This window comes from Mesorhizobium sp. B2-7-3, from assembly GCF_006440715.1.
Taxonomy (GTDB): domain Bacteria; phylum Pseudomonadota; class Alphaproteobacteria; order Rhizobiales; family Rhizobiaceae; genus Mesorhizobium; species Mesorhizobium australicum.
This window is the reverse complement of the sequence record NZ_VFTY01000002.1, coordinates 213,815-236,872: the sequence shown is the minus strand read 5'-3', so window position 1 is coordinate 236,872 and position 23,058 is coordinate 213,815. Positions and strand designations below refer to the sequence as shown.

Here is a 23,058-nt window from a genome sequence, read left to right as displayed (position 1 = left end):
AGCGCTGCTCCTCATCCGCCTTCGAGCACCTTCTCCCCGTAAAAACGGGGAGAAGGAAGAAACTCACCCCTGCCACACACCCTCTTTCCTGAGATCTTCCATCGTGCGTGAAATACCCTCGCGCAGGATGCCGACCATGTCGTCGATCTGCTCGCGCGTAATGACGAGCGGCGGCGACATAACGCACATGTTGATCAGCGGCCGCACCAGCAGGCCAAGCTCGTGGCAGTGGGCGTCGATGCGTTTGCCGACATCCTTGTCGAGCTGCAGCGGATCCTTGCTTTCGCGATCGGCGACGCATTCGACACAGCCCATCAGCCCGACGCCGCGCACTTCGCCGACCAGCGGCAGCTCTTCCAGCGTCTTCAATTGCGCCTGGAAATAGGGCGCGACCGCCTGCGTGTGAGCAAGCACGCTCTCTTCCAGCAGGTCGAGATTCTTCAAGGCCACGGCACAGCCGACCGGATGGCTGGTGTAGGTCAGGCCATGGCCGAACATCGCGTCGGGATGGTTGGAACGGCGTAATTCCTCCAGCAACCGCTCCGAGATGATGACGCCGCCAAGCGGGAAATAACCCGAGGTGACGCCCTTTGCGAAAGTGATCATGTCGGGGTCGATGCCGAACACGTCGCCCGAGGCAAAGACATGGCCCAGACGTCCGAAGCCCGTCACCACCTCGTCGGAGATATAAAGAATATCCTTGGCGCGGCAGATCTCGCGGATGCGCCTGAGGTAGCCGTCCGGCGGAATGATGACGCCACCGGACGCCTGTATGGGTTCGCCGACGAACGCGCCTATTCTGTCGGCACCGACACGCGCGACCGTATCGCGGAACTGGTCGACAAGGAAATCGGTGAAAGCGGCGATGCTCATGCCTTTCGGCCGGCGGAACGGGTCGGGGGAGGCGAGCTTGACCACCAGATCGTCGGCGCCATCCATCCAGTCGCGGTCGCGCGGGCGGCCGTTGAGCGAGGCCGAGAGATAGGTTGAGCCATGATAGGCGCCGCCACGGCTTAGGATCAGCTTCTTTTCCGGCCGGCCGCGCACATTGTTGTAAAACTGCATGAAGCGCAGCGCCGTCTCGACCGCCGAGGAACCGCCCGTGGTGTAGAAGACGTGGCTGAGGTCGCCTGGGGCATGGCCGGCGATGCGCTTGGCAAGCTCCGCCGACGGCGCGTTCATCGTGTACCAGGGCGTGTTGTAGGACAGCGCCATCGCCTGGTCGTACATCACCTTGGCGAGTTCCTCGCGACGATGCCCGACATTGACGCACCACATGCCGGCCGGGCCGTCGATCAGCCGCTTGCCGGTGCTGTCGGTAATGTAGATGCCATCGCCCTCGCCGATCAGCGCGCGCGCCTCCGAACCGACGGAGCCGGCGTAGGGCCAGGGCTGGATGAGATGACGCCTGGCCAGCTCGACCGCATCGTCGCCGCCAGAACCAGCCGTTTCGCGTGCCTTCAGATCCCTCACAGCCGCCATTATCGCCTCCACATCATCCCCGAATTTTCCGGGCATCAATCCGGTTCGCCACGGCCGAAATCGCCGCCCCGCTCGCATGATTTTGAATGTCCGTTCAATCAATATTGCAGAATTAGCGCTTGATTTCAATCCGCGGATGCGCGCATGATGAAAGAAAGCCGGCAAGGGGAACAATAGCCGGCGCCAGCCCAATGGGATGCCGTATGGCGGGACAGTCCAGGCCAGCAATCGAGATCACACCCGGAGCCCGTCCCCCCGGAGTCTGGCAATGACGGTGGCTGCGGAAGGGTCGCCCCCGTTGGGCCTGACGCGGGCCAGACGAAATGCCCTTCTGCAATCCGAGCCTGTACAAGGCTTTGCCCTGATCAGCCCGACCTTTCTCTACGCTCTCATCCTTCTGGTCCTGCCGATCCTGGTGGTCATCGCCCATTCCTTCTGGACGCAGCACTACCTGACCATCGACCGCACCTTCACGCTGGAAAACTATCGCGTCGCACTGACCGAGCCGATCTACCGCGATCTGTTGTGGCGCTCGCTCTACATCTCGCTGACGGTCAGCCTGTTCACCGTCGTCCTCGCCTACCCGATCGCCTATTTCATTTCCTTCCATGGCGGCCGTCACAAGAGCCTGTGGCTGTTCCTCATAACCATCCCGTTCTGGACCAGCTATCTCTTGCGCGTGATGTCGTGGAAGGTCATCCTGGGCTATAACGGCGTCTTGAATTCCGGCCTGATGGGTCTGGGCATCATCGACGAACCGTCGACCGCCCTGCTCTACAATTCGAGCGCCGTCATCATCACGCTCACCCATGCCTGGGCGGCCTTCGCCATCCTGCCGATTTTCGTGTCCCTGGAGAAGGTCGACCGCACGCTGGTCGAAGCGGCCACCGACCTTGGCGATGGACCCTTCCGGTCGTTCCTGCGCGTGACCTTGCCGCTGTCGGCGCCAGGCATCATTTCCGCGGCGCTGATCGTCATGATCCCGACTGTCGGCGACTATGTCACGCCAAAGCTCGTCGGCGGCAAGGATGGCGTCATGATCGCCAATGCCATCCAAGCGCAGTTCGGCAAAGCCGCCAACTGGCCGCTCGGTGCCGCACTTTCCGTCACCACCATGCTGATCGTCTCTCTGATGGCCGGCGGCACGGTGCTGATCATCCGCGGCTTGCAAAGGATGGCGCGATGAAGGCGCGGCGCTTCCTGCCGGGCGGCTGGCTGTCGGCCTATGCGTTCCTCTATATCGTCTTCCTCTATCTGCCCGTCATCTTCCTGCCGATCTTCTCGGTCAACACGGCGGCGACGCCGAAATTCCCGCTGACCGGCTTCACCCTGCAATGGTACGAAGACCTGCCGCGCACGCCGGCGCTGCTCGATGCCGCCTGGAACAGCCTGATCGTCGGCGTCTCGGCAGCCATCCTCTCCACCGTACTCGGCATCCTCGCCGCCCGCTCGATCACCCGCTACCGCTATCCCGGCCGCCGCGCCATCAACGGTCTGATCATGGCCCCGCTTGTGCTGCCCGAAGTGATCGTCGCCATCTCGATGCTGCTGGTGATGCTGCAGTTGGGCCTCGGTCTTTCGCTGTTCACTGTCGTGCTCGGCCACGTCCTGGTCTGCATTCCCTATTCGATGACGGTGCTGACTTCCGGCTTCGAGGGTTTCGACCGCAGCCTCGAGGAAGCCTCCGCCGATCTCGGCGAAAGCGCCTTCGGCACTTTCCGGCGTGTAACGCTGCCGATGGTGGCGCCGGCGATCATTTCCAGCCTTCTGGTCTGCTTCACCATCTCGCTGGACGAATTCATCATCGCCTTCTTCCTCACCGGCACCGAGGCGACGCTGCCGATCTACATCTGGGGCCAGTTGCGTTTCGCCTCGAAACTGCCCGGCGTGCTGGCGCTGGGCACGCTGCTTTTGGTTGCCTCTTTCCTGTTGATGACAATTGCTGAAATCCTGCGTCGCCGCGCGGCCAGACGCACCCAGAACGAGGGAGGCCTCTATGCCTGAGCAGCCGCGGATCGAGCGCCCTCACGCGGACAGGATCCAATCCGAAAGATCGATGATCGAGATCCGCAATGTCACCCGCAGCTATGGGGCGTTCAAGGCGCTGGACGACGCCTCCCTGACCATCAGGGAAGGCGAGTTCTTCTCGCTGCTCGGCCCGTCGGGCTGCGGCAAGACCACGCTTTTGCGCATGATCGCCGGCTTCGACAATCCGACCAGCGGTTCGATCGCGGTTGGCGGCCAGCCCATGGAAGGCATACCGGCTAACCGCCGGCCGACCAACATGGTGTTCCAGAGCTACGCGATCTTCCCGCACCTCAATGTCGAGCAGAACGTCGCCTACGGGCTGAAGCGGTTGAAGCTGCAGGGTGACGAAGAGAAGCGCCGGGTCGAGGAGGCGCTGGCGCAGGTCTCGCTCACCGGCCTCGGCAAGCGGCTTGCCACGGAGCTTTCCGGCGGCCAGCGGCAGCGCGTCGCGCTCGCCCGCGCCCTGGTGATGCGACCTAAGGTGCTTTTGCTCGACGAGCCGCTGTCGGCGCTCGACAAGAAGCTGCGCGAGCAGATGCAGGTCGAACTGCGCCGCCTGCAGCAGGCCGTCGGCATTACCTTCGTCCTGGTCACCCACGATCAGTATGAAGCGCTCGCAATGTCCGATCGCATCGCCGTGATGTTCGGCGGCAAGATCGCGCAGGTCGCCTCCCCGAAGGAAATCTACCAGCGCCCGGTAAACCGCCAGGTCGCCGACTTCCTTGGCGGCATGAATTTCGTCAAGGCCGAGATCGTCGAGGAGAACGGCGCCTCGCTGATCGTCGACACGCTGGGTTTCGGCCGTATCAAGACCGACAAGCCGAAGGCTTTCGTGCGCAATGGCGGCGGCGCGACGCTCGGCATCCGACCGGAGCGCCTGCGCGTGCTGTGGGACAACGCGACAGCCAAGTTCGAGGTCGCCGGCAAGGTGGTGGAACGCCACTATTTCGGCGAGATCACCCATCTGATCGTCGAAATCCCTGGCCTGGAGAAGCCGCTCTCGGTGACCGAGACCAACGATTTCGGCGCCGATGACATTCCAGTCGGCACCTCGATCCGCCTCGCCTATGATCCGGAAGCGCTGGTCGCGATGGCCGACTGAACTCCGGCGATGGTCCTGCGCGCCGCGATACGCCCGGCCACGATCGCGCCCTCGACATAGCCCGGGAATGACGGCGACAATTCCGACGACGCGAAATGCATCGGCGGTGCGCCGGCAAGGATGGCGCGCTCGGCATCCCTCGCCGACACATCGACGATCAGGTCGCTATAGGCACCGCCGCTCCAGCGATCATGCGTCCAGTCACGGCGGTTGAAATCGAGAACATCCGCCGCCTCCGGACCGAGCGCCTCCACAAGCTCCGTCGTCACCTGCGTCCGCAGATCCGACTCGCCGAGTTCGTGCCAGCGCAGCGCCAGCGGTCCGCCAACGAAGACGACAAGCGCCGCATGATCGGGATCCCTGCTGGCGTCGCAGGCAAACAGCCCCGGCAGATCGCGCCACATCACCATCCCGCTCAAATCCCGCTCGCGCCAGAACGGCTTGGGATAGCGCACCAGGACCTTGATCACCGCGCCGCTTTCCCAGGCGCCGAGCGCCGCTTCCAGGGCTGCCGGCAAGGCGGGCGTAAAATCGAGCTTCGCGGCTGTCGCCGGCGGCACGGCGACCAGAACTTCTCGCGCTTCGATCACGCTATTGCTCGAGACGACACGAACCCCTGGCGGACCGTATTCGATGCGGGTGACAGGTTCACCGAGCCTCACCCGGTCGCCGAGGTCCTCCGCCAGATCATCGGCCAACGACTGCATGGTCTCGCGCAGGGAATATTGCAGCTCCGGCACCTCATTGGTGATACGCCGGTCATTGTCGATCAGATACCAGAGCGGCACCTTCTCCAATGCCAGGCACCACAGGCCCTCGATCATCGACCGGAAGGCCGCCTTGGCCTCGCCCACGTCATCCTGCTGCTCCAGCCACTCGGCAACGGTCAATCCCGCAATGGCGGGATAGTTGGGCTCGATGCTGTTCATGCGTTCGCGGATAGCCATCGAGGCGTGATAGGTCCGCTCGGCCCGACCGACCGACATTGATGGGCAAGTGATGAAATCGCCCTCAACATAAGTCTCGACGAAGGTCTTGCCGCGAGCCTGGGCCAGTTCCATCAGCTGCGGCATGTCCTCGCACAGGAACTGGCCGCCGCTATCGATGCGCTCGCCAAGCCCGTTCCACATGGCCTCGACCCGCCCGCCGACGCGGTCGCGTGCCTCGAGCAGCAGGAAGCCGACGCCGGCCCTCTTCAGCTCGAGCGCCGCCGACAGCCCGGTGAAGCCGGCGCCGACGATGACGACGTCGGTTCTTTCTGTCTTGTCGTTCAATAGCCAGCCTTGATCTTCTCGAACTCGGCGATCATCTTGAGCTTGAGATCTGACGGGAGCGGCTGCTGGAACAGCGTCTTGTCGACGAATTTCTGCACGTCGTCATAGCCCTTTTCCTTCAGGATGGCCTGATCGACGCCGGCCATGCCCTTGGCGTTGGCCTGGCCGTAGCCCCAGTCCTTGACCAGCACCTTGGCGGTCTCCGGATCGTTGACCGCGTTGAGATAGTCATAAGCCTTGTTGGTATTGCCGGGCGCATCCTTGAACAGCACGTAGCCGCACACCCAGGTCGAGATGCCTTCCGCCGTGTCCTTCTTAGACTTGATCGGCACGCCGGCAGCGACCGACTGCACGGTCGCATCGTTCCAGGCCCAGGCGAGATCGACCTCGCCGCCGCTCAGAAGCTGGACGACGTCGGTGGTATCGGTCCAGTAGGAGCGCACGTTCTTGTGCACCTGGCGCAGGAAGTCGGAGGCCTGCTTGAACTGGTCGTCGGTCATCTTGGTCCAGTCCTTCAGGCCGATGGCGAGGCTCGCCAGCGCATAGGCATCGTCGACATTGTCGCCGATCGAAACCCGGCCCTTGAACTTCGGATCGGCGAACGCCTTCAGCGACTGCACGTCCTTCTCGTCGATCTTGGAGGAGTTGTAGGTGAGCTGCGTGTTGCCCCAGTCCCAAGGCATGAACCAGGCTTTCCCGTCCTCGGTCGTGGCGAGATTTTTCATCGCCATAATGCCGGGATTGAGGTCCTTCCAGCCCGTGATCTTCGAGGTATCGAGCGGTTGCAGCAGGCCCGCCTCGCGCCACTTCGTCACGCTCTGCGAGCAGGGATGGCCAAGGTCGGCTTTGAAGCCGGAACGGACCTTTTCGAACGCCTCGTCCTCATCGCCGAAGAAGGCAAAGGTCGGCGAATCGCCGTTTTTCTCGACATATTTCGGGTGGAAGCTCGGATCCTCATAGCCTGACCAGTCGAACACGATCAGATCCTTGTCGGCCGCGATCGCCAGCGCCGCGGCCGAAGCCGCCAGTGTTCCCGCCAGCGCGAGCGTCAGCGTCAGGCGCCTTGTCAGTGTCTTCATTGCTGTTCCATCCTCTGCGGTTTCTTATGGTTTCGTCTCTTCTTATGATCTCGTTGGGCTGGCGGCCTTCAGCGGGTAGTGTTTCGGAAAAGCCGCCGACAGGAATTCATTGGCCGCCTGCAAGGAGGTCTCCCGCGTGGTGTCCTCGGTTCCCATCATCAACCGCAGCCACAAGCCTTCCAGCATGGCGCTGAGCGCCAGCGCCATGACCTGCGGCTCATAGGCGTAGCCGCCGCTCTGTTTCAGAGCCGCGCACAGGTCGATGAATATATTCTGGTAAACGGCATCCCGCGCGCTGCTCAGCGCCTGGTAGGTCGGCCGCGACTTGGCCTCTCCCCAGAAGGCGCACCATGCGGCAAGCTTGCGCTTGTTGCAGATGGAGCGGTCGAAATCGGCCGCGACGAGAACCTGGAGTTGACGCGCGGGATCGTCTCCTGCCTTTTGCAAGGCATTGCGCCAGTGCGCGGAATACTCGTCGTACATATATTGCAGCGTCGCGACGAGCAGCTTTTCCTTGCTCTCGAAATGGAAATTGACAATGCCGCGCGACAGGCCGGCGCCGTCGGCGACATCGGCCATCGTCGTTTCCGAATAGCCGCGCTTGGCGAGCGAATCGATCGTCGCCTCGATGAGCTGAAGCTGCCTGACCTCCTTCGAGGCCTTGCGCCCGCGCTTCTCGGATTCGGCTTTCCGCGCCGGTTCAAGAAGCGCGTCCCTGGCGTCTGCCGTTTTCATGCGTGTGATGGTCTCCAGCATCGCCGGCTATCCCTTTGCATCCGGCTTCCACCCGCGAAGATGAGTGGGACGGTGCTCGCACTGTCAAGCACCTTCTGCATGGCCTCCCAGCTCATGATGGCGGCCTCGTCATATTCCGGGGTGGCGTCTGCCATTCAAATCATCAGCCTCGGTTCCCAATAGACGGATTACTGGGTTCGAACGTCGGCAAAGCGTAACTCATGTCCGGAAAAACGCAACATCATTTGTTGAACATTCATTCAGAATGGCTGGACACAATGGCTGGTGCCGTGCCAAATTCCACGCATTAGGGGACAGATCACGCAGAAAATGAAGAGCGGGACGCAGATGAGCACTGGGCCACAATGAAAGCTTGGGATGCGATCATCATCGGCGGCGGACACAATGGCCTGGTCAACGCCTGTTACCTGCAGCGCGCCGGCCTCGACGTGCTGGTTGCGGAGAAGAACGACTGGGTCGGAGGCGCCGCCACAAGCAGGGAACTGACGCCGGGCTTCCTCTACTCCAACTGCTCCTACGTCTGCTCGCTGTTCCGACCCGAGATCATGCGCGATCTGGAGCTCCCCCGCTTCGGCCTGCAAGTCATCTCCTATGAGGGCGGCGCGGTGTTCACCCGGGATGGCGACTATCTCGCCAATTATCGCGACCACGACGCGCACCGGCGGGAATTCGCTCGTTTCTCCAAAAGGGATGCCGAGGCCTATGACCGCTACGCCCGCGACGTGACGCGGCAGTGCCGCTTCATCCAGCCGCTGTTGATGCGCACCGCGCCGGATCCGACCAGTCTGCGCCCGCGCGACCTCGGCGAACTGCTCTATCTCGGCAAGAAATTCGCGGGTCTCTCCGCCGAGGAAATGGCACTGACGCTGCGCTTCTGGACCATGTCTATCTCTGAGTTCCTCGACGAATATTTTGAGACCGACGTCATCAAGGCGAACTTCGCCCTGTCTGGCATCATCGGCACGGCACTCGGGCCGATGTCGCCCGGCACCGCTTACGTGCTGCTGCACCACTATATGGGCGAGGTCGACGGATCGGTCGGCGCCTGGGGCTATGCGCGCGGCGGCATGGGCGCCGTGACCAAGGCGCTGGCCGCCTCGTTCAAGGCCTCGGGTGGAACCATACGCACCGGCGCCGAGGTCGACCATGTGCTGGTGAGCCGTGGCAAGGCCAGGGGCGTCGTGCTGGCCGGCGGCGAGGAGGTTTACGGCAAGCTGGTCGTCTCCAATGCCGACGTGAAGCGCACCTTCCTGAAGCTGGTCGAGGAGAAGGAACTGCCCGACATCTTCCTGCGCCGGGTGAAGAACTTCAAGATTCGCGGATCCTCCGGAAAGGTCAACATAGCACTCGATTCGCTGCCGGAATTCCCGGCGCTGCCGAAGGATTCGCCGGTCTATCGCGGCGACATGCATTTCACCGACTCGATGGAGCGCATGGAGCGCGCATATGACGACTGGAAGGCCGGCCGCTGGTCCGCCGATCCGTTCCTCGACATGGTCATCCCGACGACGCTCGACCCGACCATGGCGCCGCCAGGGAAGCATTTCATGAGCTGCTTCGTTCAGTACGCTCCGCCCAAGATCGCTGGTCGCGAGTGGACGGACGCCGATCGTGACGGTTTTGCTGAAAGCGTGATTGCGCAGATATCGGATTATTCACCCGGGTTCCGCGACCGCATCGTCCATATGGAGGTGCGCACGCCACGCGAGATCGAGGCCGAGGTCGGCCTCACCGAAGGCAACATCTTTCAGGGCGAGCTGACCTTCGACCAGTTGCTGTTCAACCGTCCGGTGCCCGGTTATGCACAATATCGGTCGCCGGTCGGCGGCCTCTATATGTGCGGCTCCTCGACCCATCCCGGCGGCGGCGTCATGGGTGCGCCCGGCCGCAACGCAGCCGCCGAAATCCTGCGCGATCTCGCAAAATCCACCTCGCATATGAGCCCGGCCCATGACGTCATCTGATGCCATCGTCATCGGCGGCGGCCACAACGGGCTTGTCGCTGCCGCCACGCTGGCGAAGGCCGGCCGCAAGGTGCTGGTGCTGGAAGCAGGAGCCGAACCCGGCGGCGCCGCGCGGACCGAGGAATTTGCGCCCGGTTTTCGCGCTTCGTCCATCGCGCATGTGTTGAACCGGCTGCATCCCGATGTGGTGAAAACGCTGGAGCTGGAAAAGCACGGGCTGCAGATCGCTCGCGCCGACTTCCTGCCGTCGGTCGCACTATCGGTAGATGGACCGCCGCTTGTCCTGCATGGCGCTTATGGCGAGGTGCTGACCGGCGCCAGTTCGTCGGAACAGTCCGCCTGGAAGGAATTGCGCGCACAACTGCTGCGCTATGCCGGCATCCTGAAACCCTTCCTGTCGCACCGACCGCCCGATCTCGGCGGCATGTCGCTGCTGGAGGCCGCTTCGCTCGGCCATACCGCAGTGGCGTTGAAGAAACTTGGCAAGGAAGACATGCGCGACTTTCTGCGCGTGCTTTTGATGAATGTTGCCGACCTGCTTGACGAACAGCTCGCCGATATCAGGCTGAAGGGGCTGCTCGCCTTCGACGCCACGCTCGGCAGCCATCTCGGCCCGCGCTCGCCGACCTCGCTGCTCGGCCTCTATTATCGTCTGAGCGGAGAGAGCGGCGGTGTTGCCGGAGCGCAATGGCTGCCAAAGGGCGGCATGGGCGCGGTGGTCGCCGCCATCCGCACGGCTGCCGAAAAGGCTGGCGTCATGATCCGCGCATCGATGCCCGTCGCCAGGATCATTGTCGAGAAAGGCCGCGCCGTCGGCGTTGCCCTCGACAATGGCGAGGAGCTTCGCGCCCGAACGATCGTCTCGGCCATCAATCCGACGACCACCTTCCTCGATCTCGTCGGACCGCGCGAGATCGACACCGGCTTCGTGCGCAAAGTGAAAAACATCCGCATGAGGGGCGATGCCGCCAAGCTCCATCTGGCGCTCGACCGGCCGCCGCGGTTTGCCGGTGTCGACGCCGCCGGCCATAAGGGCCGACTGGTGATCGCGTCCTCTCCCGACCACGTCGAACGTGCCTTCAATCCATCCAAATATGGCGAGTTCTCGCCCGAGCCGGTGATGGAAATCACGCTGCCCAGTCTCGCCGATCCGTCGCTCGCGCCCGACGGCGCCTGCGTGCTGTCCGCCGTAGTGCAATACGCGCCCTATCGGTTGAAAGAGAGCTGGGATGCCGGCAAGCCGAAATTCCTCGAGGCAATCATGGCCCAGTTGGAAGCCTATGCGCCTGGCATCGGCAAGACGGTGATTCATGCCGAACTGCTCACCCCTGCGGACATCGAGAAGCGCTACCGCATGCCGGGTGGCCACTGGCACCACGGTGAATTGCAGGCCGATCAGATGCTGATCTCGCGTCCCGTGTCCGGCTGGTCGGGCTACGACACGCCGCTCGACGGGCTGTTCCTGGCCGGCGCGGGTTCGCATCCTGGTGGTGGTGTTTCGGGTACGCCAGGATTGAATGCCGCGCGGCGCATCATTGCGATGAAGGGGTGACTTGATGTCTCAACTGGCCGACGCTGCACTCCATGGCGCCATCATGACCCATCAAGCCTCCATTCCGTTGACAGCCCGCGTCGCAGCCCAATCTCACTTCCGCACGCTGCGCCTCGGCACGCCGTTCCAGCCGCGCCTCGATGCGCTGGCCAAGACCCAGGACTGGTACAATTGGGCCGGCTACCGCGCGCCGCATTCGCTTTGGGACGAGGAGCTCGAATACTTCGCCATCCGCAGCCAGGCAGCACTCTTCGACATCTCGCCGATGACCAAATACCGGATCGAAGGACCGGATGCCCAGGCCTTCCTCGACCGCGTCACCTTGCGCGATGTCACCAAGCTCAGGACCGACCGCGTTCATTACACCGCTTGGTGTGACGACGAGGGTTTTGTGCTGGACGACGGGACGCTGTTCCGACTTTCGCCGACCCGCTTCCGGCTGTGTTCGCAGGAGCGGCATCTGCCGTGGCTGCTGGACAGCGCCCTTGGTTTCGACGTCATCGTCGAGGAAGAGACCGAGGCCGTCGCCGGGCTCGCCTTGCAGGGGCCTACATCCTTCGCTGTGCTGCGCGACGCCGGTTTTGCCGGTGTCGAGAGGCTGAAAATATTCGACCTTGCCGAATTTCCGCACGACGGCGGCACGGCCATAATTTCACGCACCGGCTTTACCGGCGATCTCGGTTACGAACTGTTCGTTCCGGCCGAAAAGGCGCTGAGCCTGTGGGACCGGCTGATGACAGCTGGGGAACTGCGCGGCATCAGGGCGATCGGCTACACCGCCCTCAACCGTGCCCGTCTCGAGGCTGGGCTGATCGTCGCCAATGCCGATTTCACCACAGCCGAACATGCCATCCGCGCCGACCGCTCGCGCATGCCCGACGAGATCGGGCTCGGCTTCATGGTCGATCTGGAGAAGGGCCATTTCAATGGCCGCCGCGCCATCCTCGAGGCTCGCGCCAAACGCAAGCTTCGGCATGTCCTCGTCGGACTGGAGATCGAAGGCAACATCCCGGCCGAACACGCGATCGTCTATCACAGGAAGAGCCAGGAGGTCGGCCTGGTCAGCGCCGCCATGTGGTCGCCGATGGCCAAGCGCAACATCGCCATCGCCTCGCTGGCGCGGCCCTATGGCGATACCGTCGTGGAAGACCTCTGGGTCGAGATCTACGCCATGCGCGAGCTGCAGTACCAGAAGCTGATGAAACGGGCCAAGGTGGTGGCGCGACCCTTCATCAAGCTCGATCGCCGTACCGCCAATCCGCCGGCGGATTTCTGACCATGACCGAGGAAGCGGGCAAGCAACAGGAAGAAGGTGAAGCCGCCGAACAGTGGGAGCTGGTCAACACGCCGCTCGGCGAGAAATGGTCTGGCCGCACGCGCTATGCCGCCGCCATGTTCTTCTATAAGCGTGGCGAGATGAGCGCCGAGACGCTGGAGGTCTATCGCATTTGCGCTCGGATCGATGCGGAAAACCCGCTGCCGATCATTCGCGATCGCGGCGTCGGCAAGGACTGGCTGAAGCGCATGGGCTTCGAATAAGGCGCCCTAACCTATCGTTCTTTCCAGCATGCTTAGCCAGTTGCGGTAGGCAATCTTTTCGATCAGCGCGCGGCCAAAACCGCGCGCCGCCAGCGCATCGATGAGTTTCGGCAGGCCGGCAACGTCGCCGATGACCGCCGGGATCATGGCGCCGTCGAAATCCGAACCGAGACCGACGCCATCCTCACCCAAAGCCTGCAGCAGGGAATCGATATGACGCACCATGATGTCGAGGCTGGTGTCGGCATTCATGCGGCCGTCCTCGCGCAGGAAGCCGGTGGCGAAGTTCAACCCGACCATGCCGCCGGAGTCGCGGATCGCGCCGAGCTGCCAGTCGGTGAGGTTGCGCGAATGGCCGCAGATCGCATGCACGTTGGAATGGGTGGCGACCAGCGGCGCATCGCTAAGCGCCGCGACGTCGCGAAAACCCTTCTCGTTGAGATGCGAGAGATCGATCATGATCCTCAGTTCATTGCAGGCCTTGACCAGCGCCTTGCCGGCATCGGTCAGGCCCGGACCGGTGTCCGGCGAGGACGGAAAGCGAAACGGCACGCCGTGACCGAACGCATTGGGCCGGCTCCAGACGATGCCGAGCGAGCGCAGGCCCGCGGCATGCAGCACGTCGAGCATGGTGAGTTCGGGATCGATGGCCTCGACGCCTTCGATGTGGAACACCGCGGCAATCGTGCCTTGCGCCATGGCATTGCGCACATCGCCGGCGCTGCGGCAGATCGCCAATGCACCGGCACGCTCCAGCCGGAACAGGATGGACGCCATCGCGATCGTCGAGTTGAGCGCATCGGCGCGCGGCACCTCGGGCGGCAGCGGTTCGCTGTCGCTCGGCGCCGAAGGCACGGCGCTGCGCCGCGCTTTCTCGACCGGCGGCGGGAAGATGGCGAACATGCCGCCGGCGAATCCGCCGGCCCTGGCGCGCGGCAAGTCGATATGGCCGCCCGATTTCCCTTCGATGAACAGCTTTTCGACGTCCGCGTCTTTCGCCTGGTGCAAACGCAGCAGCGTGTCGTTGTGGCCGTCAAAGACGGGGACGAGGTCTGTTTCGGTCATATGGGGGATCATTCGGTCTGTTTGTCGGCAGGGCGATATATCATATCTAGGCAAGATGTGCCGCCGGGGCAAATTACAAAGCCAACGGGACGGCAATGACCGCCCGTTTAGCTCTGTTCCTGCACATCCGCTTTGTGCTTGCGGACCCTACTGCTTCAGCACATCCGCCCATTCCGGGTGACGGCTGAACTGGGCGTTGGCGAACGGGCAGAGCGGGATGATCTTCTTGCCTGCCGCCCGTGCGTCCTCGACGGCACGGGTGACGAGCCGAAGCCCGGCGCCCTGGCCGCGAAAGGCGTCCGGCACTTCGGTGTGATCGATGATCAGCTGGTGCTCGCCGATCTTGGTGAAGGTCATCTCCGCCTCGGCACCGCCGGCGCCGCGCAGGACGTAGCGACCCTTGGAGCCGCGATCTTCAAGTTCGATCTCTGGCAATTGATCGGGCATCTCTACACTCCTTGGGCGATGGTGGCGAAAAGCCGCCGCGCCGCTTCGATTTCGTTTGGCCGCACCTCGTGCCCGCCTTCGTGCCACTCCACTGTGACATCGGCTCCGTCGGCGCGCAAATAGGCTTCGAGCCGCGCCGTCAGGTTCGGCGGGCAGATCGGATCGCGCCTGCCGGCGGTCACCAGGATGTGACGACCGGCAAGGCTGCCCTTCACCTGCGGCTCGAACGGGATCAGCGGATGCATCAGCACCGTGGCGTCGAACAGGTCAGGGGTTTCGAACACCAGCGAAGCCAGGACGTTGGCGCCATTGGAATAGCCGAGGCCCAGCACGGCCGATGGCTTCGCCGCCTCGACATGGGCCTGGACGAAGCCCGCCATCTTGGCCGTGGCCCGCGCCAGGTCGTCCATGTCATAGACGCCCTCGCCGGTGCGGCGGAAGAAGCGCGCGGCACCTTGCTCCGACACATCGCCCCGCGGCGAGACAATGGTGGCCTGGGGCGCGAGATCGCGCCCCAGCGAGACAAGCTGGCTCTCGTCGCCGCCAGTGCCATGGAAAACGAAAAGCAGCGGACCACCCGGCGAACCAGGCAGCACCTTGTGGGCGTAAGCGTCCTTGCTCATCGTCTCAACCCTCCAGCTTCTGCAGATGCTGTTCGAGATACGGCCGCAGATGCTGATGCTGCGTCGGCAGCTTCAGCGCCTCGCCGAGATGGGCGGTGTCCTCGTCCTTGTCGAAACCCGGCTCATTGGTGGCGACTTCGAACAGCACGCCGCCCGGCGTGCGGAAATAGATCGCCCAGAAATAATCGCGGTCGATCACCGGCGTCACCCCATAGCCCGTATCCATCAGCGCCTTGCGCACTTCGAGCTGCTTGGCGCGATTCTCGACGGCGAAGGCGACATGATGAACGGAGCCGGCGCCGAGATCGGCGAAGGGTGCGGTCGGCAGCGTTTCGATATCGACGAAATCGGCGCCATTGCCGTTCTTGACGGCGAGCCGCCTGACATTGCCTGACTTGTCGACCTCCTCGTAACCCATGAACTTCAACAGCTCCTCGGTGGCGCCGCCATCCTTCAGCCTCAGCGAAACCGAGTGAAAGCCGCGGATCGCCTCGTCCGCGGCAATACCGCCCTTCACCCAGGGCGCTCTGCCGTCGGCCTTGTCCTCGACCAGTGCAAAGCCATCGCCGTCCGGGCCGGCAAATGCGAGCCGCTTCTCGCCAAAGCTTTCCTCGCGGGCGACATTGGTTACGCCTTCGTCGGTGAAGCGTTTTTCCCAAGAGGCGAGCGTGCCTTCCGGCACGGAATAGACCGTGGTGCCGACTTCGCCGACACCAGGACGGCCCTTGCCGATGTTGGGAAACGGGAAATAGGTCATCACCGAACCGGGTGTGCCGGCCTCGTCGCCATAATAGAGATGGTAGACGTCGGGCGCGTCGAAATTGACGGTCTTCTTGACCCGGCGCAGGCCGAGCTTGTGGGTGAAGAAATCATTGTTCTGCCGTGCATCCCTGGCCATCGAGGTGACGTGATGCAGGCCCTTGATCTGGTCGAGCATGGTCTCTGCTCCTTCCCTTGGTGTTTGTGCGGCCCTCGCCGCTCTCCACGCCAATATGAGGATACGAGCGAGTATGGCAAAGGCGGCAAACACAGGATGGACTGTGCCTTAAAAGTGAACAATCGAAAGATCCTTGTTCACCGTTTAGCAAACAGCCCTGGTCTTGCGCGGTGGATGGAATCGGTTCCATGTGCGCATTCGACGTGCTGGAGAGGGGTAAGCGCAAGTGACTGGAAAAGGCAGGCGGCCAAATGTCCTTCTCATCACTTGCGACCAGTGGCGCGGCGATTGCCTGTCGGCTGTCGGCCATCCCCAGGTGAAGACGCCGAATGCCGATGCGCTGGCCGCCGACGGCGTGCTGTTCAAGCGCCATTACGGCGGCGCGGCGCCTTGCTCACCGGCCCGTGCCTGCCTCTACACCGGCCTCTATCAGATGAACAATCGTGTCTGCCGCAACGGCACGCCGCTCGACGCCCGCCATGGCAATATTGCGCTCGCCGCGCGCAGCGTCGGTTACGATCCGACCTTGTTCGGCTATACCGATGTGTCGCTCGATCCGCGCCAGCTTGCACCGGCCGATCCGCGGTTGCACAGCTATGAGGGTGTTCTGCCCGGCTTCACGGCGCGCCAATTGCTGCCCGAACATCAGAAGCAGTGGCTGTCCTGGCTGAAGCAGCAAGGCATCGATGCCGGCGCTGGAAGTCCTGACATTCATCGTCCGGTGGGCGAGGTCGACGGTGCGGTGACCGAAGCGCCACCCGTCTACTCCAGGGACCAGACGCCGACGGCCTTCCTTGCCGGCGAGTTCATCCGCTGGCTGGGCGAGCAGGACGAGGCCACGCCGTGGTTTGCGCATCTTTCCTTTATCAGCCCGCATCCGCCCTTCATCGTACCGGAACCGTACAACACTCAATACGATCCCGCGGACGGCCCCGCTTTTCACCGCGCGGAAAGTTGGCGTGCCGAATCTCAGGGCCACCCCTACGTCGCCTATGATCTCGATCGCCAAAAACGAGCGAAGTTCCGCCCCGGCGCCACGGGGAAAGTGCACGACTGGAGCGAGGATGATTTCCGCCGCATCCGAGCGATCTATTACGGCATGATCTCGGAGGTGGACGCGCAGCTCGGCCGCCTGTGGCAAGCGCTGAAGACCGAAGCCGCGTGGGACAACACCATCATCGTGCTCACCTCCGACCATGCCGAAATGATGGGCGACCACTTCATGCTGGGCAAGGGCGGCTATTTCGACGGCAGCTACCATATCCCGCTGATCATCCGCGATCCACGCCACCGCAAGGCTGCCGGCAGCGCTGTCGATCGCTTCACCGAAGCGGTGGATATTTTGCCTACGCTCATCGACCTGCTCGGCGTGGCTCCCGAACCGCACCTTGACGGATGCTCGCTGAAACCCTTCCTGAGCGGTGGAACGCCCGCCATTTGGCGCGACGCCGCGCACTGGGAGTTCGACTTTCGCTCGATCGCGGGCGGTGAAGCCGAACGGCACTTCGGCATCACCTCGCGCCAGTGCAACCTCGCTGTCATCCGCGCGAAGAAATTCAAATACGTGCATTTTGGCGGCGGCCTGCCGCCGCTGCTTTTCGATATGGAGGAAGACCCCGGCGAATTGAAGAACCTCGCCGGCAGCCCGGTACATCGGTCGACCCGGCTGGAATTCGCCGAAAGGCTGCTCGCCTGGCGGGCCGAACACCTCGACCAGTCGCTTGCCCTCTTGGAACTGACGGAAAACGGAGTGGCTGGATATTCCAGGTCGCAAACAGGGCGGTAGGGATTACCCTACCGCCCTGTATCCTTGCCTATCGGAGTATCCTTCCCTATCGAAGTATCCTTGCCTACCGAACGATCAGACGCTGCTCGTCGCGCTTCTGGGCGTAGGAGCCTTTATCGTAAGCCGCTTGCTTCTCGAGCTGCTCCTTGGTGAAGGTCGTATAAAGGTACTTCTTGCCGTCCTTGTCGGTCATGAACTTCAAATTATCCATGCCGACCGCGACCTCCTTCTCGCCAATGCCGAGGAAGCCGCCGACATCGACGATCACGGCGTCGGGTTTCTTGTCGGGGGTCAGCACCACATCGCCGATCTCACCGACCTTGGCGTCATTGGCGCCATAGACCGTCGTGCCCTTCAGGTCGTCGCCCCTGATCTCTCCAACCGGCATCTCGGTAAGCTTGGACTTGTCGATGGCCGCGGTCTGTGTCTGGTCAGGAGCCGTGGCGTCAGCCGGCGCAGCCGCGGTCTTGTCCGCCGGAGCGGCGGCGGGAGCTGTCGCGGCGGGCGCGGTTGGCGCCGGTTCATTGGATGCCGTCGTTGCCGGTGCCGGATCATAGGCCTTGCGGTTGAAATCCGGCTGCGCCTGCAGCTCTTCCTTGGTGGTCTGCGCCACCAGCCAGCGGTCGCCGTTCTTCTGTGCCCACTGCGCCTTGGCGAAATCATAAGCCACGTTCTTTTCGCCCATGCCCAGGAACCCGCCGACGCCGATAATCAGCGACTGCGCCTTGCCTTCCTTGGTCAGCACGATGTCGTTCACATCGCCGATCTTCTGGGCGTCATCGCCGGTGCCGTTGTAGACATTTTCACCGATGATGTTTGTGGCCAGGTTGCCATCAGCCTGTTTGACCGGCTCGGCGTTCGTGGACTGCTGTGCGGTGTCGGTCGATGTGGCCGGCGCCTGTGCGGTCGTCGCTGGGGCCGGGGCCGGCGCGTAAGCCTTACTGTCGAACTCCGGATGCGCCTTCAGTTCGTCCTTGGTGGTCTGCGCCACCAGCCAGCGATCGCCGTTCTTCTCGGCCCATTGCAGCTTGTCGTAGTCGAAGGCGACATTCTTGGTTCCCACGCCAAGGAAACCGCCGACGCCGATGACGACGGATTTCGCCATGCCGTCCTTGTCGAAGACCACGTCAGTGACCTTGCCGATATTCTCGGCATTGTCGCCAGTGCCATTGTAGACGGTTTCGCCGATGATGTTGGTGACGATGCTGCCTTCAGCGCGCGGCACCGGCGCCGTCGCGGCCGGCTCCTGGGCGGCGGGCTGGTTCGCTGGGGCTGGGGTTGCAGCGCTCTGCGCGAAGGCGCCGGTTGCAACCATTGTCGCAAGGGCGGTCGTCGCTAAAAGGGTGCGGATCATGATGGTCTCTCCTCGTGCCTGATTTCGTACATGCCGCGCCCGGTTGAACCCCTCGCTGGGGATCGGACGCGACATCTCTGCAGGTTCACAACGTCGTGACCATGCCGTTGTTCCGACAAAAACCGCGATGGCCGAAGCCAAAACCCAAGAAGCGGATCTGACTGCCCATTGCCGAAAACCTGGGTCTGGCCGGAGTTTCCGCCCTGCCGGAACTATTCCTGGTTTGACGCGTTTCAGCCGCTGGCTGGGGTACCCCGGTCGGGTTTGAAGTGATCAGCGGAGCGGGGCATGAAATTCGCGGCGGTGCTGAACCGGGACGGCGGCACCTTGCGCACCACCGATCTCGCCGCCTTTTCGGACCGGATGCGTCAGACGCTGGAATCGGCGGGCCACTCTCTCAGCATCGACATCGTTGCCGGCAAGGACGTCGTGGACACTCTCGACAGCGCTGCGTCGCGCCACACCGTCGACGTCGTGCTCGCCGGAGGCGGTGACGGCACCATCTCGGCCGCGGCCGCCAGGCTGATGGGCAGGAAAAAGGCGCTCGCCATATTGCCGGCCGGCACCATGAACCTGTTCGCGCGCGGCCTTGGTATTCCGCAGTCGCTCGATGCGGCGCTGAAATCCTTCGCCGACGGCGAAATCATCGCAGTCGACATGGCTACGGCCAATGGCCAGCCTTTCGTTCATCAGTTCTCGATCGGCATGCATGCCAAGATGGTGCAGCTGCGCCAGGGCATGGAATTCGGCTCACGCCTGGGCAAGATCGGCGCTTCCGCCAAGGCAGCCTGGGCAACGATCAAGAACCCGCCGGCAATGAAGGTCACGCTCGGCATCGGTGAAGCGGAGATGACTGCCCGCATATCCGGCCTCGGCGTGACCAACAATCTCTTCGGCGAAGGTCACCTGCCCTATGCCGACAATCCGGCCGGTGGCGTGCTCGGCATTTACGTCACGGTAGCGCAGCAGCGCGCCGAACTGGTCAAGTTTTTGTTCAACGTGGCGCGCGGCAAGTGGCGTGACAACGAACATGTCGAAATCCACCAGGCCGACAGGGTGACCCTCAAAATCCATTCCGGCGGCAGGAAATTCCGCGCCGTCATGGACGGCGAACTGGTCAGGCTCGATCGTGAGACGACGATCGAAATCAAACCTGCAGCGCTCAATGTGCTGGTGCCGGCCAGCGTCGCCCAGGTGAAGGCCGCCTGATGCTGTATGAAGCCATCAGGGTGCTGACTTCAGCCGGAGGGCGCCGGACCGGTGCTCGGCGGCGTGGGGACATGTTGCTCGTCGCTGTTCGGCGCCTTGATCAACACGCCGTAGATCTCGGCGACGCCCCAGGCGACGAGCACCAGGAGCAGTCCGGCGATCAGGATTCGGAACCCATGCCAGCCCCACCGCCCCTGACGCGCTTTGTTTTCGGGAATGTTCCTGGCCATGGCGGGTCCTCGTCTGGTTTCGCGTCGGCTGACGCGATCGGCAAATCACGCTCGGGTAACGGTCCCTCGCAAGGATGGTTCCGGCTGCAGGGCTGTCCCGGGCCGGCGACGGCAAGGACATCAAGACAAGTCACGGGAACTTGGTTTGAATAGCAGGGTGGAAACAGCAGCCGGTCTGCCGGCCGAGGTTGCGCGCGCCGTGCAGGACGAGCACCGGCTGGCCGTGTTGCACTGGCTTGAGATGCTTGATACGGCGCCCGACCCGGATTTCGACCGCATCGGCGGCTTTGCCGCCGCCGTGATGCGCGCGCCGATCGCGCTGGTCACACTTGTCGACCTCGATCGGCAATGGTTCAAATCCTGTTCTGGCATGGAAGAAACACAGATTACGACAGCCATCTCCTTCTGTGCGCACGCCATCGCCGCTGGCGATGAGCCGATGGTGGTGACGGATGCAGCAGCCGACCAGCGTTTCCATGCCAATCCGCTGGTGACCGGCAAGCATCATGTGCGCTTCTATGCCGGCGTCCCGATCATTGTCGCGGGAGCGCGGATCGGAACCCTTTGCGTCATGCACCGCAAGCCGGGTGCCCACCCGTCCCGCTCCAGGCTCGACCAGTTGAAAACGCTCGCCGGCCTCGCCGGCAGCCTGTTCACCCTGAAGCACGCGACCCGCACCGGCGCTGTCGCCGAAGCCGCGCTCGCGCGCGAGGAAAAGCGGCGCGCCGTCGCCCTCGATGCTGCTTCGCTGGCAAGTTGGGCCTGGGACGTCCGCACCGACGTCATCGACTGCGACGTCCGATTGCCGGAATTGTTCAACCTGCCGCGCTCGACAAGGTTGCGGGCCCGCGATGTTCTGACAGCCATCGATCCACGCGACGTCCACCAGACCGAAACCAGCTTTCGTGATGCCTTGACCGGCAGTGACGACTATTTTGGCGAATACCGGGTGAATGGCTTCCATCCACCGCGATGGGTGGCCACGCGCGGCCGTGTCATCGAGCGCGATGGCGAAGGCAAGCCGACGCTGATTTTCGGCGTCAACTACGACATTTCGGAACGCAAGCTCGGTGACGAACGGCAACGGCTCCTGCTGCGTGAACTCAACCACCGGGTCAAGAACACGCTGGCGACGGTCCAGGCGCTGGCGACGCAGACCGTGCGCCATGCCCGCCAGCCAAGCGAATTCCTCAAAGCCTTCAGCGCGCGGCTTCAAGCCCTGGGTATCGCCCATGGCCTGCTGTCCGACCGCGAGTGGCGCGGTATCGGCATCCGCGAACTCGTCCAGATCGAGATCAGGCCTTTCGACAACGCCGCCCAGCCGCGGCTGGCAATCTCGGGCGCCGATCTGCTGCTGTCGCCCGATCAGGCCGTCGGCCTCGGGCTGATTTTGCACGAACTGGCCAGCAACGCGCTGCAGTAGCAGTATGGGTCACTGTCGGTTGCGTCAGGCAAGGTTGATCTCGACTGGAAAGCGCAAGGCAAGAATGGTGACAGGCGCCTGGTGTTCACCTGGCGCGAAAGCGGCGGTCCTGAAGTAGCGCCGCCCGAGCGGCAAGGCTTCGGCTCGATCCTCATCCGGCGCAGCCTGGCCAAGGTCATTTCGAGCGAAGTAACCCATGAATTCCGGCGCGATGGGGTCTTCGCCGAAATATCGATGCCGCTGGAAGATCTGTCGAGATGACGTGAGCATGGCCGCCGGCGCGACTATCCCTCGCCGGCATCCGGGTGGTGGTCGGTGTCGGACTTCACATTCTCGCGGTAGATGGCATAGGCCGCGAGTGCCACGGCCGGACCAAGAATAATCCCGAGCCCACCTTTTCCCTTGAGCCCACCTTTGAGCCCACCTTTGAGCAATGCCGGCAGCACAGCGAGCGCGGCCGTAATGCCGATCGCTTTCATGTCGGTCTTGCGCCGCCTAGCCTCGCGGCGCATCCGCGTGCCCGACATCAGCCGATGGGTCAAAAGAACAAGGCCTGCGATGACCAGAAAGCCGACACCGAAACTAAGCGCCGCGGCCAGCGATCCATAGCGGGCCGATGCCCAGATATAGGCCGCGCCGACCAGGAAGCCGATACCGCAAAACACCGCCAGCGCGGCAAGCATATAGACGATGGCCGCCGTCCGTGCTCGACGTATGGCGGCCACGGTTTCGCCCGAGGCGAAACCCGAGAGCAACGATGCCAGCAGTCCCATCTCGGCGGAACTAACGACGCGTGAGCAGCGCGAACAGGAAGCCGACGCCGGCGGCGATAGCCAGCGACGTCACCGGCTTTTCGCGTACGCTTGCCACCATCTGCGCCTCGATATCCCTGGCATTACCGCGCAAGCTGTCGAAGGCGGCCTCCCCTTGGGCGCGCAACTGTTCGACGCCTTCGGCCGCCGCGCGCCGCGCAGTGCCGTAGCCGTGTTCACCGGTCTTGGCCAATTGCTTGGTGAGCTTGTCGATATCGGCCTTCAACTGCCTGATGTCGGCTTCCAGATCCGGATTCGTCCGCGCTTCGTTGGCTGTCTTCCCTGCGACGGTGGCCATTGCTTAACTCCTTGTGATTGCTCGATTTCAAACGCGCCTTGCGTCTCAAGGTTCCGATGTCGGGACAAACTACCCGAAAACCCCCGTCACGCGCACCC

At 63.1% G+C, this 23,058-nt stretch carries 21 protein-coding genes and 1 pseudogene; 10 read left to right on the top strand and 12 right to left on the bottom strand.

Features of this window, described 5'->3' with window-relative positions; genetic code table 11:
* Positions 1–63: 63 nt before the first annotated feature.
* Positions 64–1,482, bottom strand: coding sequence for an aminotransferase (locus FJW04_RS05190; protein WP_140712739.1), 1,419 nt, complete (start codon positions 1,480–1,482; stop codon positions 64–66).
* Between the two features lie 268 nt (positions 1,483–1,750).
* On the opposite strand from FJW04_RS05190, the gene FJW04_RS05185 reads away from it, so the two are divergent.
* The 3 genes from FJW04_RS05185 to FJW04_RS05175 are packed head-to-tail and all read left to right on the top strand — an operon-like array spanning position 1,751 to position 4,612.
* On the top strand, positions 1,751–2,668 hold the full coding sequence (locus FJW04_RS05185) for an ABC transporter permease (protein ID WP_140712737.1): 918 nt from the start codon (positions 1,751–1,753) through the stop codon (positions 2,666–2,668).
* Positions 2,665–3,486: an ABC transporter permease gene (locus FJW04_RS05180; protein WP_140616749.1), complete on the top strand. Its 822-nt coding sequence runs from the start codon at positions 2,665–2,667 to the stop codon at positions 3,484–3,486. Before FJW04_RS05185 ends, FJW04_RS05180 begins: the two co-directional genes overlap by 4 nt.
* 52 nt (positions 3,487–3,538) lie before the next feature.
* Positions 3,539–4,612, top strand: coding sequence for an ABC transporter ATP-binding protein (locus FJW04_RS05175; RefSeq protein WP_041163306.1), 1,074 nt, complete (start codon positions 3,539–3,541; stop codon positions 4,610–4,612).
* Here the strand turns inward: FJW04_RS05175 and FJW04_RS05170 are convergent.
* From FJW04_RS05170 to betI, 3 genes are read right to left on the bottom strand one after another with little or no spacing between them, the layout of a single operon-like run.
* A complete protein-coding gene (locus FJW04_RS05170) occupies positions 4,576–5,886 on the bottom strand; it encodes a flavin monoamine oxidase family protein (protein ID WP_140712735.1) in 1,311 nt (436 codons plus the stop codon). The genes FJW04_RS05175 and FJW04_RS05170 overlap by 37 nt on opposite strands.
* Positions 5,883–6,965: an ABC transporter substrate-binding protein gene (locus FJW04_RS05165; RefSeq protein WP_140712733.1), complete on the bottom strand. Its 1,083-nt coding sequence runs from the start codon at positions 6,963–6,965 to the stop codon at positions 5,883–5,885. The genes FJW04_RS05170 and FJW04_RS05165 overlap by 4 nt, the downstream gene beginning before the upstream one ends.
* A gap of 42 nt (positions 6,966–7,007) precedes the next feature.
* A complete protein-coding gene (gene betI / locus FJW04_RS05160) occupies positions 7,008–7,721 on the bottom strand; it encodes a transcriptional regulator BetI (protein ID WP_140662953.1) in 714 nt (237 codons plus the stop codon).
* A gap of 344 nt (positions 7,722–8,065) precedes the next feature.
* On the opposite strand from betI, the gene FJW04_RS05155 reads away from it, so the two are divergent.
* From FJW04_RS05155 to FJW04_RS05140, 4 genes are read left to right on the top strand one after another with little or no spacing between them, the layout of a single operon-like run.
* Positions 8,066–9,685 carry an NAD(P)/FAD-dependent oxidoreductase gene (locus tag FJW04_RS05155; protein ID WP_140712731.1) on the top strand — a complete coding sequence of 540 codons (1,620 nt, stop codon included), beginning with the start codon at positions 8,066–8,068 and terminating at the stop codon, positions 9,683–9,685.
* On the top strand, positions 9,672–11,237 hold the full coding sequence (locus FJW04_RS05150) for an NAD(P)/FAD-dependent oxidoreductase (protein WP_140712729.1): 1,566 nt from the start codon (positions 9,672–9,674) through the stop codon (positions 11,235–11,237). Before FJW04_RS05155 ends, FJW04_RS05150 begins: the two co-directional genes overlap by 14 nt.
* Positions 11,238–11,280: 43 nt before the next feature.
* On the top strand, positions 11,281–12,513 hold the full coding sequence (locus FJW04_RS05145; RefSeq protein ID WP_140713269.1) for an aminomethyltransferase family protein: 1,233 nt from the start codon (positions 11,281–11,283) through the stop codon (positions 12,511–12,513).
* A 2-nt stretch (positions 12,514–12,515) separates the two neighbouring features.
* Complete coding sequence (locus FJW04_RS05140; RefSeq protein ID WP_140712727.1) at positions 12,516–12,776, top strand: hypothetical protein; 261 nt, start codon at positions 12,516–12,518, stop codon at positions 12,774–12,776.
* A gap of 6 nt (positions 12,777–12,782) precedes the next feature.
* Here FJW04_RS05140 and FJW04_RS05135 read toward each other — a convergent pair whose 3' ends face one another.
* The 4 genes from FJW04_RS05135 to FJW04_RS05120 form a co-directional block, all read right to left on the bottom strand.
* On the bottom strand, positions 12,783–13,841 hold the full coding sequence (locus FJW04_RS05135; RefSeq protein WP_140616741.1) for a dipeptidase: 1,059 nt from the start codon (positions 13,839–13,841) through the stop codon (positions 12,783–12,785).
* 147 nt (positions 13,842–13,988) lie between these two features.
* Positions 13,989–14,288: a GNAT family N-acetyltransferase gene (locus FJW04_RS05130; protein ID WP_140712725.1), complete on the bottom strand. Its 300-nt coding sequence runs from the start codon at positions 14,286–14,288 to the stop codon at positions 13,989–13,991.
* Between the two features lie 2 nt (positions 14,289–14,290).
* Positions 14,291–14,911 carry an alpha/beta hydrolase gene (locus FJW04_RS05125; protein ID WP_140662959.1) on the bottom strand — a complete coding sequence of 207 codons (621 nt, stop codon included), beginning with the start codon at positions 14,909–14,911 and terminating at the stop codon, positions 14,291–14,293.
* A gap of 4 nt (positions 14,912–14,915) precedes the next feature.
* A complete protein-coding gene (locus FJW04_RS05120) occupies positions 14,916–15,848 on the bottom strand; it encodes a VOC family protein (RefSeq protein ID WP_140712723.1) in 933 nt (310 codons plus the stop codon).
* 226 nt (positions 15,849–16,074) lie between these two features.
* Here FJW04_RS05120 and FJW04_RS05115 point away from each other — a divergent pair, with 226 nt between their 5' ends.
* Positions 16,075–17,634 carry an alkaline phosphatase family protein gene (locus tag FJW04_RS05115; RefSeq protein ID WP_140712721.1) on the top strand — a complete coding sequence of 520 codons (1,560 nt, stop codon included), beginning with the start codon at positions 16,075–16,077 and terminating at the stop codon, positions 17,632–17,634.
* 64 nt (positions 17,635–17,698) lie between these two features.
* Here the strand turns inward: FJW04_RS05115 and FJW04_RS05110 are convergent, their stop codons facing one another.
* Complete coding sequence (locus FJW04_RS05110) at positions 17,699–18,988, bottom strand: PRC-barrel domain-containing protein (protein ID WP_140712719.1); 1,290 nt, start codon at positions 18,986–18,988, stop codon at positions 17,699–17,701.
* A gap of 288 nt (positions 18,989–19,276) precedes the next feature.
* Between FJW04_RS05110 and FJW04_RS05105 the strand changes: the two genes are divergently transcribed.
* Positions 19,277–20,197, top strand: a complete 921-nt coding sequence (locus FJW04_RS05105) for a diacylglycerol kinase family protein (RefSeq protein WP_140712717.1) — start codon at positions 19,277–19,279, stop codon at positions 20,195–20,197.
* 29 nt (positions 20,198–20,226) lie between these two features.
* Here FJW04_RS05105 and FJW04_RS05100 read toward each other — a convergent pair whose 3' ends face one another.
* Positions 20,227–20,427 (bottom strand): hypothetical protein, encoded by a 201-nt coding sequence (locus tag FJW04_RS05100; protein WP_015315404.1) that lies wholly within the window; start codon positions 20,425–20,427, stop codon positions 20,227–20,229.
* Between the two features lie 145 nt (positions 20,428–20,572).
* On the opposite strand from FJW04_RS05100, the pseudogene FJW04_RS05095 reads away from it, so the two are divergent.
* Positions 20,573–22,111: pseudogene (locus FJW04_RS05095) on the top strand (HWE histidine kinase domain-containing protein).
* Positions 22,112–22,134: 23 nt separating this feature from the next.
* Here the strand turns inward: FJW04_RS05095 and FJW04_RS05090 are convergent.
* A complete protein-coding gene (locus tag FJW04_RS05090; RefSeq protein WP_140712715.1) occupies positions 22,135–22,623 on the bottom strand; it encodes a hypothetical protein in 489 nt (162 codons plus the stop codon).
* A 10-nt stretch (positions 22,624–22,633) separates the two neighbouring features.
* Positions 22,634–22,960 (bottom strand): DUF883 family protein, encoded by a 327-nt coding sequence (locus FJW04_RS05085; protein WP_015315401.1) that lies wholly within the window; start codon positions 22,958–22,960, stop codon positions 22,634–22,636.
* Between the last annotated feature and the right edge of the window lie 98 nt (positions 22,961–23,058).

Coding starts and splice junctions, on each gene's coding strand:
- FJW04_RS05190 (WP_140712739.1), bottom strand. CDS start 1,482: ATGGCGGCTGTGAGGGATCTGAAGGCACGCGAAACGGCTGGTTCTGGC.
- FJW04_RS05185 (WP_140712737.1), top strand. CDS start 1,751: ATGACGGTGGCTGCGGAAGGGTCGCCCCCGTTGGGCCTGACGCGGGCC.
- FJW04_RS05180 (WP_140616749.1), top strand. CDS start 2,665: ATGAAGGCGCGGCGCTTCCTGCCGGGCGGCTGGCTGTCGGCCTATGCG.
- FJW04_RS05175 (WP_041163306.1), top strand. CDS start 3,539: ATGATCGAGATCCGCAATGTCACCCGCAGCTATGGGGCGTTCAAGGCG.
- FJW04_RS05165 (WP_140712733.1), bottom strand. CDS start 6,965: ATGAAGACACTGACAAGGCGCCTGACGCTGACGCTCGCGCTGGCGGGA.
- betI (WP_140662953.1), bottom strand. CDS start 7,721: ATGCTGGAGACCATCACACGCATGAAAACGGCAGACGCCAGGGACGCG.
- FJW04_RS05155 (WP_140712731.1), top strand. CDS start 8,066: ATGAAAGCTTGGGATGCGATCATCATCGGCGGCGGACACAATGGCCTG.
- FJW04_RS05150 (WP_140712729.1), top strand. CDS start 9,672: ATGACGTCATCTGATGCCATCGTCATCGGCGGCGGCCACAACGGGCTT.
- FJW04_RS05145 (WP_140713269.1), top strand. CDS start 11,281: ATGACCCATCAAGCCTCCATTCCGTTGACAGCCCGCGTCGCAGCCCAA.
- FJW04_RS05140 (WP_140712727.1), top strand. CDS start 12,516: ATGACCGAGGAAGCGGGCAAGCAACAGGAAGAAGGTGAAGCCGCCGAA.
- FJW04_RS05135 (WP_140616741.1), bottom strand. CDS start 13,841: ATGACCGAAACAGACCTCGTCCCCGTCTTTGACGGCCACAACGACACG.
- FJW04_RS05130 (WP_140712725.1), bottom strand. CDS start 14,288: ATGCCCGATCAATTGCCAGAGATCGAACTTGAAGATCGCGGCTCCAAG.
- FJW04_RS05125 (WP_140662959.1), bottom strand. CDS start 14,911: ATGAGCAAGGACGCTTACGCCCACAAGGTGCTGCCTGGTTCGCCGGGT.
- FJW04_RS05120 (WP_140712723.1), bottom strand. CDS start 15,848: ATGCTCGACCAGATCAAGGGCCTGCATCACGTCACCTCGATGGCCAGG.
- FJW04_RS05110 (WP_140712719.1), bottom strand. CDS start 18,988: ATGATCCGCACCCTTTTAGCGACGACCGCCCTTGCGACAATGGTTGCA.
- FJW04_RS05105 (WP_140712717.1), top strand. CDS start 19,277: ATGAAATTCGCGGCGGTGCTGAACCGGGACGGCGGCACCTTGCGCACC.
- FJW04_RS05100 (WP_015315404.1), bottom strand. CDS start 20,427: ATGGCCAGGAACATTCCCGAAAACAAAGCGCGTCAGGGGCGGTGGGGC.
- FJW04_RS05090 (WP_140712715.1), bottom strand. CDS start 22,623: ATGGGACTGCTGGCATCGTTGCTCTCGGGTTTCGCCTCGGGCGAAACC.
- FJW04_RS05085 (WP_015315401.1), bottom strand. CDS start 22,960: ATGGCCACCGTCGCAGGGAAGACAGCCAACGAAGCGCGGACGAATCCG.